Annotated in this window: 16 protein-coding genes, 1 tRNA gene and 1 riboswitch; of the genes, 5 read left to right on the plus strand and 12 right to left on the minus strand. The window is 38.6% G+C overall.

Annotation, left to right across the window (positions count from 1 at the left end):
• Positions 1–158: 158 nt before the first annotated feature.
• From C6Y03_RS13995 to C6Y03_RS14010, 4 genes are all read right to left on the minus strand, one after another.
• Positions 159–338: a RapH phosphatase inhibitor gene (locus tag C6Y03_RS13995; protein ID WP_099727532.1), complete on the minus strand. Its 180-nt coding sequence runs from the start codon at positions 336–338 to the stop codon at positions 159–161.
• Positions 328–1,446, minus strand: coding sequence for a response regulator aspartate phosphatase (locus tag C6Y03_RS14000; RefSeq protein WP_106039506.1), 1,119 nt, complete (start codon positions 1,444–1,446; stop codon positions 328–330). The genes C6Y03_RS13995 and C6Y03_RS14000 overlap by 11 nt, the downstream gene beginning before the upstream one ends.
• A gap of 236 nt (positions 1,447–1,682) precedes the next feature.
• A complete protein-coding gene (catA, locus tag C6Y03_RS14005) occupies positions 1,683–2,345 on the minus strand; it encodes a type A chloramphenicol O-acetyltransferase (protein ID WP_106039507.1) in 663 nt (220 codons plus the stop codon).
• A gap of 154 nt (positions 2,346–2,499) precedes the next feature.
• Positions 2,500–3,330 (minus strand): sialate O-acetylesterase, encoded by an 831-nt coding sequence (locus C6Y03_RS14010; RefSeq protein WP_106039508.1) that lies wholly within the window; start codon positions 3,328–3,330, stop codon positions 2,500–2,502.
• Between the two features lie 185 nt (positions 3,331–3,515).
• Between C6Y03_RS14010 and C6Y03_RS14015 the strand changes: the two genes are divergently transcribed.
• Positions 3,516–3,935 (plus strand): stress protein, encoded by a 420-nt coding sequence (locus tag C6Y03_RS14015; protein ID WP_106039509.1) that lies wholly within the window; start codon positions 3,516–3,518, stop codon positions 3,933–3,935.
• A gap of 706 nt (positions 3,936–4,641) precedes the next feature.
• Here the strand turns inward: C6Y03_RS14015 and C6Y03_RS14025 are convergent.
• The 7 genes from C6Y03_RS14025 to C6Y03_RS14055 form a co-directional block, all read right to left on the minus strand.
• On the minus strand, positions 4,642–4,965 hold the full coding sequence (locus C6Y03_RS14025; RefSeq protein WP_106039511.1) for a hypothetical protein: 324 nt from the start codon (positions 4,963–4,965) through the stop codon (positions 4,642–4,644).
• 844 nt (positions 4,966–5,809) lie between these two features.
• Positions 5,810–6,169: a DUF3102 domain-containing protein gene (locus C6Y03_RS14030; RefSeq protein ID WP_106039512.1), complete on the minus strand. Its 360-nt coding sequence runs from the start codon at positions 6,167–6,169 to the stop codon at positions 5,810–5,812.
• Entirely contained in the window at positions 6,151–6,405 is a 255-nt protein-coding gene (locus C6Y03_RS14035; protein WP_142393304.1) for a hypothetical protein, read from the minus strand. Before C6Y03_RS14035 ends, C6Y03_RS14030 begins: the two co-directional genes overlap by 19 nt.
• A 140-nt stretch (positions 6,406–6,545) precedes the next feature.
• The gene (locus tag C6Y03_RS14040; RefSeq protein WP_106039514.1) at positions 6,546–6,983 is read right to left on the minus strand and encodes a hypothetical protein; all 438 of its coding nucleotides are present in this window, start codon (positions 6,981–6,983) and stop codon (positions 6,546–6,548) included.
• A 775-nt stretch (positions 6,984–7,758) separates the two neighbouring features.
• Positions 7,759–7,831 (minus strand) — tRNA-Val (locus C6Y03_RS14045).
• A 129-nt stretch (positions 7,832–7,960) separates the two neighbouring features.
• Positions 7,961–9,139, minus strand: a complete 1,179-nt coding sequence (gene metC, locus C6Y03_RS14050; protein ID WP_066031025.1) for a cystathionine beta-lyase — start codon at positions 9,137–9,139, stop codon at positions 7,961–7,963.
• Complete coding sequence (locus tag C6Y03_RS14055; protein WP_066031026.1) at positions 9,136–10,254, minus strand: methionine biosynthesis PLP-dependent protein; 1,119 nt, start codon at positions 10,252–10,254, stop codon at positions 9,136–9,138. Before C6Y03_RS14055 ends, metC begins: the two co-directional genes overlap by 4 nt.
• A 77-nt stretch (positions 10,255–10,331) precedes the next feature.
• Positions 10,332–10,453, minus strand: a riboswitch (SAM riboswitch).
• Between the two features lie 221 nt (positions 10,454–10,674).
• Here C6Y03_RS14055 and C6Y03_RS14060 point away from each other — a divergent pair.
• The 3 genes from C6Y03_RS14060 to C6Y03_RS14070 are packed head-to-tail and all read left to right on the plus strand — an operon-like array spanning position 10,675 to position 12,424.
• Complete coding sequence (locus C6Y03_RS14060) at positions 10,675–11,415, plus strand: alpha/beta hydrolase (protein WP_066031027.1); 741 nt, start codon at positions 10,675–10,677, stop codon at positions 11,413–11,415.
• A 52-nt stretch (positions 11,416–11,467) separates the two neighbouring features.
• Entirely contained in the window at positions 11,468–11,983 is a 516-nt protein-coding gene (locus C6Y03_RS14065; protein ID WP_034663172.1) for a YjcG family protein, read from the plus strand.
• A 6-nt stretch (positions 11,984–11,989) separates the two neighbouring features.
• Positions 11,990–12,424, plus strand: coding sequence for a GNAT family N-acetyltransferase (locus C6Y03_RS14070; protein WP_058014269.1), 435 nt, complete (start codon positions 11,990–11,992; stop codon positions 12,422–12,424).
• A gap of 79 nt (positions 12,425–12,503) precedes the next feature.
• Here the strand turns inward: C6Y03_RS14070 and C6Y03_RS14075 are convergent, their stop codons facing one another.
• A complete protein-coding gene (locus C6Y03_RS14075; RefSeq protein ID WP_034663177.1) occupies positions 12,504–12,761 on the minus strand; it encodes a hypothetical protein in 258 nt (85 codons plus the stop codon).
• 126 nt (positions 12,762–12,887) lie between these two features.
• Here C6Y03_RS14075 and C6Y03_RS14080 point away from each other — a divergent pair, with 126 nt between their 5' ends.
• Positions 12,888–15,200, plus strand: a complete 2,313-nt coding sequence (locus C6Y03_RS14080) for a UvrD-helicase domain-containing protein (RefSeq protein WP_106039515.1) — start codon at positions 12,888–12,890, stop codon at positions 15,198–15,200.
• Positions 15,201–15,212 lie beyond the last annotated feature (12 nt).

The raw sequence follows: 15,212 nt of genomic DNA on the forward strand, positions 1-15,212 counted from the left end.
AGATTGCCACACACCTAGCGAAGCTAGGCTAGGTGTGTGGGAGGCCTTTTTCATTAAATCCCATCCATCATAATTACGATGAAAATAAAAAAGATTGTAGAAAAACATGAGTTTCTCTACAATCTGACAGACCTTCTTAAGGTCTGTTTTCTTTTCATCTAAACGTTTTGAGATGCTGTGTTTCGATCGATTTTTTGTGGAATGAAAGTTGTATTTCTATTCGAATCTTCCATTGTTGTATTTCGATTTGATGCTGGTTTTATCGTACTAGATGCTTCATATACACCTGCACCTAGAAAGATTATAGAGCTTATAATAATCATTTTTTTAATACTCATAAAGACACTCTCCTTTTTGAATATTTTGTTGGGCTTGAAATGCCATCCTGTAATATTCTGTTGCTTTCTCAAACTTTCCTCTTTTTTCATGAATAACTGCAAGATTTTTAGTGAATTCTTCTACGAAAACAAACAACTGCTTTTCTTCAAATGTCTGAAGCATAGCTTGAATCTTATCCTCATCATTACTTTCATATGTAGTTCTTATAGAACGTATTAATAGAATTTCGTGCGGGTTCTCTTTATGAGAGATCAGTTTCAAAGCTTTATCCACTAATTTGGATGCTTCATCAGTTTTTCCTGTCTTATATAGCGCCCAACAAAGGTTAACATATATGACCGATTTTACATCGTCCATACCATCTTCTGATATTTCAAGGGACTCTTGATAATATTGGATAGCCTTTGCATAATCTTGTTTTTTTTCATAATTGTTTCCTATATTTAAAAGTACCTTGGCAATCAACCTTTTATCCGCTATTTTTTCAGCGATGGAACAGGCTTTATTCAGGTGTATTAATGATTTTTCATACTGCTTAAAATCATCATAATTTCCTGCTATTACAAATAAACATTGAACTGTTCTAATCTTGTATAACTCATACTGATCGTAAATTTCAAGTGCCTTAATAATGTGATGCATGGAAACATGGGTTTGTTTCATAATATAGTAGGCTTCAGCCACCTTGAAGTGAAACTCCGCTTGCTCAATATCATCTACAACCAGTGCGAGCTGCCTCTCAGCGATCTTGTAATATTGAATGGCCTGTACATATTCTTTTATACTGAACTCATACATGCCACGAAAAAATGCGTTATAATAATGCAGCATGCCGGATAATTTATGATTTGAATTTTCGATTTTATCCACTAGGTCTGCAATGGATAAAGACCGTTGCTCTGAAGGTTTGATATAATCAAGCATAAGCTGATGTCGAAAGCACATCAATTGATAATAAATGAGTAAATCTTGATCCTCTTCCATTCGTTCAATTTCTTGTTCTACCTCAGCTTTCAAAATCTCTGCATCAGGTACACTGAATTGCCGAATCATTTTATACCATTCATTTATTTTCACACCTACATGTGAAGAAAGAACTTTCTCCATCCCTTATTCCCCTTCCACTAAACTCCCTTATATTACATTTATTATCACATACAATAATTTACAAAGCACCGAAAAGAAACCGCAAAAAGAACTATTGAGAAACTTAACATGATTGCCTTGTTGCACACCAATAAATCTTTAGCACATTTACATTATATTATCTTCACAAAACAAAAAGGCAGACTCATTTCAGTCTGCCTTCATCTTCTAGATTTCCATGGGAACATCTTTTGTCTTCAGGTAATATGCAATGAATCATTTAACCACTCTTCACAATGTTTTATAAGCCACCTCAAATATTCCACATATTGACCGACGTGATAGCCATCACAAACAGCATGATGTACTTGAATGGCGACTGGTAAGATGATTTTTTCTTCTTTCATCTTAAATTGACCTAACGTAAATATTGGCAGTAAATAAGTTTCATCTGTAGATACATTAAGATGAAAAGAAGTGAAATCAATCCACGGCAGACTTGAAATATTGAACATGTTTTTTGGCATATGAGGTTTTGGAAATAGTTTGCTGCTTTCGCTAAATGTTTCAATGTCCGCTGCACAGCTTTTATAAAACTGAGCAAAGTTTTCGTCATAAGGCGTCCAAATACTTGAAAATGTCTTCGTTTCTTTATTTAAAATCGTATAACTAGGATGGAGAAGTTCCCAGTAGCCAAGTTCATCGTTCACTTGATCCATTCGAAACTCCGGTATTTTTTGCACAGCTCTTGCTAACAAATAAATTTGCACAGGATATACTTTTAGCTTTTTTTCTTTCAATATGGAATGCAAATTCGTGATGTCTAGATCGATCACCAGGCTATATGAGCATTGGGTTAACGTCATATAATGATGAAAGTGCTCTTTTCTTGGATAATTTTTGTCTATTTGTTTAAACATTTTTTATCTCCTCCTGAATGTGATTTCATGTATTCAGGAGGAGACTTTATCTGTTTTCACCACCACAATCATCCTTTCAAGAGATATGTCATGTTTCTGTCTATCACTACTGTGAGTTATAACGTTTTCATTCAAAGGCTACCATAAGCTTAACCTACGATAAAGCCTCCAGCAACTCTTCGTAAGTAATCTTGCCCAACGTGAACTTTTCTAGTGCTATGTATTTTTTCTCCGCTGAGGTATTCATTCTATTATGACATTCATTGACTAACTCATTTTCATTTGGTAATGGTTCATGTATATGTTCTTCTTTTCGAAATGCTTCATAGTATCTTATACCAAATATTCTCTGGGACATCGCATTGATATGAATTCCGTCCGGGTTAGATATAAGACCTTTCGCAGTAACATAATAGCAATTTTCATTATGATGTGCATATTTTTGTAGTTCCTCATTAATACGTTGATATTCCACACACCCTGCGCCAAATGCCAACTTCCCCAAGTAATCGCCCAAACCTCCTATTAAAAGCGGAATGTTAGGTACAGATAATTCAGTTCTTAGTTCATGAAATAATCTTTGTATTTTTTCATAGTATTCTTTGTATTTCCCATCTTGGCTGTCACTTTCTCCTTGATGCCATAATATCCCGACCAATTCGCTATTTTCCTTTGCAAATTTAGCTTCATTTATTGCATGACGAAATAATGCTCCATCTAGCGACCACTCATCAATGGAACTGCCACCTTCTGCACATGGAATAAGACCAATCTTCTCTCCCTCATGATCCTTGCACCAAGCCTCCGCAAAGGAAGCCGCCAGTCCTACGCCAGCTACCGGCCTATCAAAATGAATGGGTTCAGTCATCATTTGCCATCTACCATTTCGCAACATCATGATTCTTTCATTATAAATCGGAGGCACTTCATGCTTGAAGCCGCGCCCCGCCATATTTGATTGTCCAATTAGTAAAAGTGACTTCATATCTTTCTCCCCTCCACTGAATATTTTATCAAATGTGTATTCGCTTGAACGTTATCATTTTACCCTTCAACTGTTTTTTCTTAAATTTAAACACTCTTTTAAATGTCTATTTTTGTCGAAAGGATAGTAAAAAGGAATTACTTATTGTAAGATCCTTATGCATCTAGAAATCAGGAGGATCTATTATGAAAAAATATTTTATATTATTTTTTACTTGTTTATTATTGTTAACAGCTTGCAGCAGTGCAGCATCTACTAAAAAACAGCTCACCACAAACAATCTTATTGAAGCTTTCAAAAGTGCTGGGCTTGAAGCAGAAAAACCAACTGATCTTAAACAAAAAGAGTTTGGCAATATAAGAGAAGAAGGAAAAAGGATTCTCATTCCCTCTTTAGGTGAAAATGCTGGTGGGAGGATTTTTAAATTTGGAAATGAAACTGATCTTAAACAGGCCAAATCTTATTATGATGAGTTGGGTAATGCTGGATCTATGTTCTTTTCTCACACATATTCAAAAGGGAACTTCCTGTTACAAATGAACGGAGAAATGAAAGATTCTGAGTTTGAAAAATATAAGAAAGTGATGGATGAGGAAATAGACTAGTTTTATTTTTCTTTTAATTATTGCTTTCTAATCTTTAAAAAGAAGGATTCTTTACGATGGTCTCTAATTCAGCTGGTGGCGAACAATCATTCGGGTTCAGAAAAACAAAAGAAACCCTTGTTGCTCAAGGGTCGAACCATCTACCTCTACCAAGTCAAGGTAGAGGTTTAGAATTCTGTAATTATCAGCGATACCCTCTATTCACTTCTATCGTTACTACAGAAGCTTTTTATCCTCTGGTATTCCTTCGTTTTTTAAGAACAAAAAATGTTACCTTTTTATTTTTAATCCTTGTTATTTAAATTCTTTGTTATTCATGTTTTTTCATAATTATTATACCGTTCAATTTCCATAACAAATAATCCATTTACTTCATCGCACCTCTTAGTGCCATTTGTTTTTCTATTAAGGTGGTCCAAAGAATATCGCCTCCTTTGGCCCCTATTATGTTTCTTAGGTAGTTGTTCAAATTGTTCTTTATTCTTCTGAGTACTGTTGGCGAATACGTTCTTAATCTACGACGCGATCTTCTCCGATTGAGTTTAACGGGACACTGTAAATGTTTGTAAGGTTGAAAACCTCTTCGCGATTCTCTAGTAATCTGTTGTAATTAACCAATCTATTGTCTGAAATCATTTCAGATTATGCCTATAACTTTTTTTCCCGTATTTTATGTAAAATGTAAGAAAAAAAGAGGTCGAAAATCTTACCTCTCTTTATCTACATATGTTTTATTCATCCTTTTTCTCTTCTCAATTTCTTCTTCTCTATCCAACTCTACCTTTTCAAATATTTCTTTCATATCACAACCAATGATGTCACTAATTGCCCATGCGTAGATCAATTTCCATGTAGAGCGATTGTGCACAAGGTTCATAAAGCCTTTATAAGAGAGATCAAGACCATATTTTCCTACTATTCGGTCATGCAGAATAGTGTAATCCATTGATCTCCCTTCCATTATATCCACAAGCTTCTCATTATTGATAATTATATTTATTTTATGAATGTTATATGGTTTTTTTGCCAATATCTATAGCCTCCTCCTTATTTATGAGGATATGTTCTCTCAATATTCTCTTATGTTAGAAATCCCCTTAGATTGCCATGCGAATTTGAGCCAAATCTTCTCGCTACGATCCTAATCTCATCTGTAGTCAACTCACCTATTTCTTCATATAATTCTTTTGTATGGTAAACCATACCGCTTCTCTCTAACAATTTAGCTGTTAAATCTATACCTAATAATTTTTGAATATTTTTAAGCCTTCAGAACGACCTTCGCAAAGAAATGATATTAACGAACTGGTTGTTGAGGCACAGTAGCACAGGCGAAATTTCTAACGTTGTTAGCGCAACGTTTATTAGAAACCCTAGTCACACTGAGCCTCTATCTCCATACCCGACAATTACTTGCCAACGCCAACCAGCAGCACAAAAGGAGTTAATTGGAGTTGCTTTAATTTTACATTTTTCGCTTCGGATGTGTCAATATTGTGCATTGATAAAAGAAGGGGACAACCCAAAATAAAAATAGAAATGTTACCTTTTCGTTTTTAGAAATACAAAAGCCACTCTCGATTATCTCAAGAATGGCTCTGTATCAACGTTTTTTTATATGATTCCGACTGGGCTCGAATCAGCGACCTCTCCCCTGTCAAGGACGAGACACGTTTTTTGACTAATTCTAATCTCTTCTAAATATTCGCCCTAACCCTTGATACATAAAGGGTCATTCGATTTAGTTTACTAACCTATACTGAGTGATTCTTAATAATAAAAACAATTATTGTGACACCACTATGACTCAAATCCTCAATCAATTCATCATGATCAATATTCCTAGCCTCATCTAACTCACATTCTAATCGATTCTATTCTTGTTCAGCTTCCTTCAAAGCCTTCTTCACTTCACGCACAGTCATTTCATCTACAGTTTTTGTTTCACCTGTAGATGAGTCGATGAATTCTTGTCTGTCATTGATGTGGGTAGAGAAAGCATTTCGAAAAGTTTTCCAGTTGGCAAATGGTGCGACGTCGCACCATTTACCGAATTGATCATACACTTGCATTAACCTTTTCGCTAACGTTCTTTCGATTTCAACACTCTCCAACCACTTTATCCACTCACTATGAGCCAAATCATTCTCTTTCACATGTTTTAATCGTCTTCCAATCTCAAATATGGCTTGGCCAGCAACTTGCTTATAAGAGTTTATTTCTGCTGTGATGATGTTTCCTCATCCTTGCCAAACGTATATGAGCAATACACAGAATTGGTATCTTCATAAGTTGAAAAATTTTCCACTTGCAAAAAACCTTCAAAGCCCAAAGCAGCTTTAACTATATTTTTACTCTTAAATAGCATATCTCTTTGAAGATCATCATCTTTCATACTTTTAATATCATCCATAAACATTGAATGTAATTCAAATCTGTTATCCTCATATTCAAAGCTTAGTATTTTCACTGTTAACTCCTCTAATTTCATTTCTTTCGACATGATCTTCATAGTGTTACGGTCATGTTAAAGTAAATCTCCACTACCGGTTTAAAGCTACAATTTACGATGAGTAAACCCAATATGAATAAAAAGAACAGACAAAAAGATTAGTTGTCTTTATTGGTTTTTGCTTCTTTAGCCAACTCCAATAATTTTCTAAATCTCTTTGCTACAGATCGACTATAGATATCCTCAGTAACATCTTTATGAAATCTCAGCAAAATAGTAAATATAATGATCAGCAGTGCTATTATCAAGTACGTCTTCCAAGGGCTAGGAATATCAATTACATTAATAGAACTTAAAGCACTAATAAAAGCTCCTATAAAGAAAAAGAATTTCGCTGTTAGGATTTGACTCTCTATTTCAAGCATAAATGCAATACCATAATTTAAGTCTTTTTCATCCAAACTTTCTATTTCTTGCATATCACTCCTTATTTCTTCTCGTTCTTTAGCATCATTAAAGAAATCTGATTTTAAATACTCGATAAATTTCGTAGAATTGAGTTTAGCCATCTGATCTCCTAGTTTTGGTTTATTCATCCTAAATCACCTCATCGATTATATCGACAGAAGGGAGATATTGTTAAATAAAAAAACATATTTTCTAAGGGGCTAGGTTCGTATGTAATATCTTAGTTGCTAGAGCACATACGTTTAAAATCAATCAGCCTTTTCCTTAATAAGTATATTACTAATAGCTGAATTAATTTGGATAAAGGTGTGATAACGAAGTGTCTTCATTTGTTAACCTAAATAGAAAAAGTCATAATCTGATCCAACTTCACATAAGAATCATTTTTTAACCACGGTTAATCAGATTCTAACAATTTCAAATGATAAGACTTCAATTCTTTCTCATTGCCATTACTTCCAACTAGGGAAGTTAGAGGTGAAATTATAACTGTATTTATTAGTAGTAAATTACAATTAAGTATTGATAATGGATGTCTGCCTCGTATTGTATGCTAAGGATCTTATTCTTGTGGGAAATTAAAGTAAACAACATCCCCTTATTTGAATTTCAAATTCTGATATTTAATGTGTCAAGTGTCCCTAACAGTTTTAGATCCATTAAATATGAGTTCTCCTACTTGTGGCTTGTCCTGCATCGTCAGAAACGATACACCCATCCTTCGTTCAGCACTTAATGGCAGCTTTCGCCTTTCAGATACATGTGCAAATAGGGAAGCACAGTGGTATCCTATCCTCATTTATCGCATTGTTATCGTTGTAATTTTTAGAAATTTTCATTTTAAATAGACAAAAGCCACTCTCGATTATCTCAAGAATGGCTCTGTATCAACGTCTTTTTATATGATTCCGACTGGGCTCGAACCAGCGACCTCTACCCTGTCAAGGTAGCGCTCTCCCAGCTGAGCTACGGAATCGGGTTATGTATCAGTTCTGGGCTTTCTGTTACTGACAGTCTCTATTATATAACCATAACGATAAGACGTCAATGGTTTTGTTCAAAAAAGGTCAAAAAGCCGGTAACCGGACCGGCTTTTTTCTCTCCTTTATGATTGGTTCACAAGAACTGGCTTAAGTTGATCGAGTGCTTGTTTGAAGTCGCGTTTGAGGTCTTCTCCGTTTTCGACCCCTACACTTAATCGAAGCAGGCCATCTGTAATCCCTCTTTTTTCTCTTTCTTCTTTTGGCATAGCGGCATGTGACATTTTGGCTGGGTATGACAGAATGGATTCGACGGCGCCAAGGCTGACGGCGAATACTGGTAATGTGACAGCATCCACCAATTCTTTGACAGCTGCTTGGTTTTCTAATTCAAATGAAAGAACAGCTCCTGCTCCGCTTGCTTGCTTTCGCTGAATGTCCGCCCCTGGATGGTCATCTAAGCCTGGATAGTACACTTTTTTCACCGCAGGATGCTCTTTGAGAAATGAGGCCAGTTCGAAGGCCGTTTGGCTTGCTTTTTCTAATCTGACCTGAAGGGTTTTTAACCCTCTTAACACAAGCCAGCAATCCTGCACGCCAAGCACCGCACCGAAGGAGTTTTGCAGCGAATAGAGTTCTTCTCCCAGCTTCTCGTCTTTCACGACAGCTAAGCCTGACAGTACATCACTGTGACCGCTCAAAAATTTCGTTGCGCTGTGCAGGACTACGTCAACGCCAAGATCCAGCGGACGCTGAAGAGCAGGCGTTAAAAATGTATTATCTAAGAATGTCAGACAGTCATGTTCTTTGGCAAGCTGGACGACGCTCCCAATATCCGTAATACCTAGAGTCGGGTTGGACGGTGTTTCCATGTAAATGACTTTTGTATTCGATTGAATGCCTCTTTTGACTTCATTCAAATCGGTCATGTCCACAAAGGTATGCTCGATGCCAAATCGCGAAAGAACTTGGGTGATCATTCGAAATGTACCACCGTACACATCTCTTGTGACAAGGACATGATCTCCCTTTGATAATAGAAGAAAAGCAGTTGAGATGGCTGCCATGCCTGATGCAAAAGCAAGCCCTCTTGTTCCTCCTTCTAGCGCCGCAATCGTATCCTCTAATGCTTGACGTGTAGGAGTCCCCGATCTTGAGTAGTCATATTGACCAAATTCATCGAAGCTGCTCTGATGGAATGTGGATGCATGCTGAATTGGCACACTGACTGCACCTGTTGAACGATCTGTTTTAAACGCATTATGAACGAGTTGGGTTTCGAGTGTCCAATCGTGTGTGGTCATTTGGCGTGTACCTCCTCTTTCACTTGTGATAGTGCCTGTTTCAGGTCTGCTTTCAGGTCATCTACGTGCTCAATTCCAACGGAAAAACGGAGCAGTTTGTTACAAACGCCATTTGCAATGCGAATCTCCTCTGGGATATCCATATGCGTTTGCGTTGCAGGATACGTAATAAAGCTTTCGATTCCGCCAAGACTTTCAGCAAAACAGATCGTTTTCAGCTGCTTCAAAAATGGATTGACCCAGTCCTCCTTGGCTACACGGAATGACAGCATTCCTCCCTTGCCTGGGTAAAGGACATCTTGAATTTCTGGCTGTTTCTTTAAAAACTCTGCCAGCTCCTTCGCATTTGCCTCGTGCTGGCGCATTCTAAGAGCCAGTGTTTTCATTCCTCTCATTAAAAGCCATGAGTCAAACGGAGATAAAACGGCTCCAATTGCGTTTTGATGCTGGAACATGTCTTCAGACAGCTGCTCTCCTTTTGTCACCACAAGACCGGCAAGGACGTCATTGTGTCCGCCTAAATATTTGGTTGCGCTATGGATGACAATGTCCGCTCCAAGTGTAATCGGCTTTTGCAAAACGGGTGTGTAAAAGGTGTTATCGACAATGACCAAAGCGCCATATTCTTTTGCAATCTTTGCTATTTTTTGAATATCTGCTTCCTGCATAAGTGGATTTGTCGGCGTTTCAATAAAGACCGCTTTTGTGTTTGGCGTGATTTTAGAACGTAAACAGTCTTCATCTGAAAAATCATCGTAAAGAAACCGTAAGCCGTACTTTTTCCATTCGTTTTCAAACAAACGGTATGTACCGCCATATAGGTCTGATGAGACGATGAGTTCATCTCCGCTTTCAAATAATGCCATGATCGTTTGGATCGCAGCCATTCCCGAACTGAAGGCAAAGCCGGCCGTCCCTTCTTCGAGTGAAGCAATCGCATCCTCTACAAGCTGCCTTGTTGGGTTTTTCGTTCGAATGTAATCAAATCCGGTTGATTCCCCTATGCCTCTATGTCTGTATGCTGTTGAAAGATAAACGGGGGGACTGACCGTGCCAGTCGCCTCTTCGCTGCGGTTTCCAATTTGCGCTAATGTCGTTTCCACATGTTCTGTCATTTGACACCATCCTAAGTAAAATCTGATTTCAAAACAGAAAACCCCTTCTTCATAAGAAGAAGGGGTTTAATCGCTTCCTCTTATCTTCCAAGCAAAAAAGCTGCTTGCTGGATTTAGCACCTTGGTACATCACATGAAGTGATGCATACCGGTTGCTGAGGTTTCAAAGGGCCAGTCCCTCCACCTCTCATGATAAGAATGTATTGTCTGTCTGTTCTAATTCTTAATACTGTAACGCATTAAATCTTATTTTTCAAGAGGAATCGGAACAATTAATTGAAATTTTCTGTATTTTACAATAGATTCGGTGTTAACTGAATTGATTGCATGTTAGCATATAGGAACAACGCTGTTTTTCATGTTACAATGAATGGAAACGTTTCACTTTGTGATGAAATTGGTTAGCTGGAGGAATGGATTATGGTGAAGAAAACAGGCATTATTCAAGAAGAAACCTTACATTCAAAAGAACTTGGGGCGGATATGACCCTTTTGATCTATTTGCCAGTCAATTACTCCCCCCTTTATACATATCATGTCATCATTGCCCAAGATGGTCATGATTATTTCCGCTTAGGCAAAATAGGCAGACAGGCGGAAGAATTGATGCAAAACAAAGAAATGGAACGCTCGATTATCATTGGTGTCCCTTATGAAAATGTCTCGGAAAGACGGAATACGTATCATCCAGATGGCACAAAGTTTGAAGCGTATAAACGCTTTTTAGCAAATGAACTTGTCCCTTATATTGATACGCATTATCCAACCTATCAAATTGGCTCAGGACGCACGTTTATTGGTGATTCGCTAGGTGCTACGATTTCCCTTATGACAGCGATTGATTATCCTTCTTTATTTGGCGGGCTGATTTTGCAGTCTCCTTACGTTGATGATTCAGTCCTAGAAGCCGTTAAACAGTCGACAGCCCTTTCCCCTTATGCCATTATCCATCAAATTGGGCTGGAAGAAACGGCTGTGAAAACGACAGATGGCCAAGTGCTTGATTTTATTCAGCCGAATGAAGATTTAAAGGCGCTTCTTGAACAGTCAGGTGCGGATTATTTATTTGAGACATTCGAAGGGGATCATAAATGGACGTTTTGGCAGCCACTCATTGCGCCTTCGTTAAAAAAAATGCTCCCATATTCGTTAATCAACTGAATTTTGTTATAATAAACAATAATAAATACTTTCTTATTCAGGAGGGAACATGATGAAATACGGAGTTGTTATATTTCCATCAAAAAAATTGCAAGATATTGCGAACTCTTACCGGAAGCGTTATGATCCGAACTATGCACTTATACCGCCTCATTTAACATTAAGAACACCTTTTGAATTAACGGATCTAGAAGCGGCTGAGGTCGTCTCAACGTTAAGAGAGTATGCAAAAAATGCTTCTCCTATTACGTTACGTATTAAAAAATTCAGTTCATTCGCTCCTGTAAACAACGTCATTTATATGAAAGTAGAACCGAACGAGGAAATCATGGCGCTCAATGAAAGGTTGTACGCAGATCCACTTGCTGGCACACCTGAATATGCTTTTGTTCCGCATGTGACAGTAGCTCAAAAACTATCAGATGATGAGCATTCAGACGTACTTGGTACATTAAAGCTGAGAAAGATTGACCATGAAGAAACCGTGGATCGCTTCCACCTTTTATATCAGTTAGAGAACGGATCTTGGACCGTCTATGAAACATTTATTTTAGGAGAAGAGGGTTAAAGACATTTGAAAACAGTCATCGCAACAGCACAAACACAACGAGAAGATGCATACTACGTTCGAAAAGAAGTGTTCGTCAAAGAACAAGAAGTCCCGTTAGAGATTGAAATAGATGAACTAGAGGACGAGGCCATTCATTTTGTCATTTATAATGATGAAATGAAGCCTCAAGCAGCCGCTAGACTGCGGATCATTGAAGGGCCAAAGGCAAAGCTGGAACGAATTTGTGTGTTAAAAGAGGCGCGCGCTTTCGGCCTTGGCCACAAACTATTAGAAGCGCTGGAAACAGAAGCCATTGCTAATGGAGCGAAGGAAGCGGTTATGCACGCACAAGTCCAAGCTCTTCCTTTCTACGAAAAGAAAGGCTACAAAGCCGTTTCTGAACCGTTTGAAGAAGCAGGGATCACACATGTCAAAATGACAAAAACACTATCTGTTTGACCAAAAGAAAAAGCCAGAGCATCCATGATGCCCTGGCTTTTCTTTATCATCGTTCGTCAAGGGAAGAAAGCGTAATCATTTATATATACGCATTAATATGAACGCCTTTGCCTTCTTCCATAAACATATCTCGTACAAAACGTTCCCGCTTTTTTTGCTGTACTTTCGTTTCTGCTTCTGTCACTAAGTCCTCTTTTTTCTCCAGCTCTCTGTATACCTTGTCATGAAAGGTGCGAGTAACCTTTGTTACTTTCGCGTAGTCTTCTTTATCCTGAGGAGCAGGACGATTGATATATTGAAAATACAGATCCGGCTGAATCGGGGCTATATATCCCATCAAGAACGCCTCCTTTGCTTCTCTTCTACTCTACTATTCCCTAATTATGACTGTTTGAAACACGTCTCATTTGATATGATTAGATGTGTTTCTTTTTAAGATTGATTAACTATTGGAGGACTAGCTTTGAAATGCGCACGACGACATGATCGAACGATCTCATTACATACGTATTCGAGAGAACATTATCAATTCCTCCATGACGAGGGAAAAAAAGGGCACTTATCCTGCCCATATTGCGGACAACCAGTCTTTTTCAGATTAAATATACATGAAGAACCTGCCTTTATTCATAAACATATGACGCAGCAAGAGATGTGTGAACAAGCAGAAGAACAAGAAGATCAGAAAAAAAATGCAGAGCAAGAGGAAAGTGCTTCCTATAAAGAACTTGGGGGCTTCCGTTTTCCAACAGGTAAACAGATCATCTCGCAAACGAATGAATCATATGACTGGCAGGAACCAAGGTCGATTCAATTTAGCGATGCGTTACATTTAGAAGAGAATGAACAAGCACATACCATCGAGCTCTTTCCGCATATTACCTTTAGCACACCGCAGCTTCAAGCTGTCACACATAAAGACGGTCCAATGCTGGTGCTGGCTGGCGCTGGCAGCGGAAAAACAAGAGTCCTGACAGCAAGAGCGGCATATCTCATGTCACATCATCATATTCCTGCTCACCATATCTTACTCGTGACTTTCACCACAAAAGCCAGCAGTGAAATGAAAGAAAGACTGCGCAAGCAATACCAGCTTCACCCATCACAAGCAAGTCAAGTGGTGACAGGCACCTTCCACAGTCTTTTTTATAAAATGCTGCTTCATGACGATGCAAGCAAATGGAACGGCCAGCACCTGATCAAGTTTGACTGGCAGAAGGAACAGTACATTCGGAAAGCCATCATAAATGAAGGACTTGATGAAAAAGACTACCCTACCGATCAAGTACTGCAATCGATCGGCTTTTGGAAAAATGCTTTTTTACCAGGCGAGCTTCCTGATTTGAAGGATGAAAAGGAAAAACACATGTGGACGATCTATCAATCTTATGAACAGCAAAAACGAGACAATCAGCAATTTGACTTTGATGACATGGCAATCGCCTGCTTGCACATGCTGACAGAACAGCCTGAACTGCTGAAACGATATCAAGAACGGTTCAAGTATATTTTAGTGGATGAATTTCAGGATATTAATCCAGTTCAATATCAATTGATTCAGCTTTTAGCTGGAGAATCTGAGCAGCTATTTTGTGTAGGTGATGATGATCAAGCCATTTATGCCTTTAGGGGCAGCAATCCTGCTTTCATTCTTGAATTCAAACGGGACTATCCTTCGGCTCAAATCGTCCATTTACATGCGAATTACCGGTCGCATCATACGATTGTCGCAAGTGCGGATGCCATTATTAAGAAAAATCAACATCGTTATGAAAAAACGTTAAAAGCTGTCCGTGCGGAGACAATCCCGCCTACGCTCTTTTATCCATATGACGAGGAAGAGGAAGCGACCATGATCGTGGCAGATATTCAGGAGAAAATTAAAAACGGCGCAAAGCCGAATGATATCTGCGTACTCTTTCGCACCAATACAGGAGGCCGCGCGATTTATGAGCGTCTGCATCAATCCGCGATTCCGTATGAGACGGAGGCTGGTGTCAAAGCCTTCTACAGCAGACGAATTGTTCGGGTTCTTCTCGCCTTTCTCTCTTTAAGTCAGGATGCCGATGATGTGGCTGCTATGAAACAGCTGCTTCCGGTTTTCTTTTTAAAGCAGCAGACCTTGAACACGATGAAGGCACTGACCATCACGGAAGATTGTTCAATGGTAGACGCACTCGGAAAACTAACAGATATTCAGCCGTTTCAACGGAAAAAGCTGAAATCCATTGTTCCTCTGTTCCGCACGTTACGAACGTTAAAGCCGTCTGACGCTGTGACGTTTATTGAACAAAAGATGGGACTTGGTGATTACTTAAAAAAACGAGTGAACGATACGAATGTGCTTGAAAAAGGGGCGGATGATGTACGAGATGTAAAAACCGCCGCCAAACGCTTTGAAACGATTGAAGCCTTTCTCGCACATGCCGAACATATGAAATCTGCCGAAAAGGAAAAAACAGACGAACCAGGTGTTCAGCTCATGACGATTCACCGCGCAAAGGGACTTGAATTCCAAACGGTGTACATCACTTGCGTGGTCGACGGAGCACTGCCTCATGATTTCTCACTCGATGAACTAAGAAACGGTGATGAAGAAGCCCTAGAAGAAGAACGCCGTTTATTATACGTGGCCATGACAAGAGCTGAACAATCTCTTTATCTATCTGTTCCATCATTTAGGCGAGGAAAAACCGCTCATCGCTCGCGCTTTTTGTATCCCCTACTAAAGAAAAACCGAGAATTATTCACAGAAAAACAACAGGCCCCCCTTTAAGCGGAGAGCCTG

Source organism: Bacillus sp. LNXM65 (assembly GCF_002998575.1).
In the GTDB taxonomy this organism is placed as follows: domain Bacteria; phylum Bacillota; class Bacilli; order Bacillales; family Bacillaceae; genus Bacillus.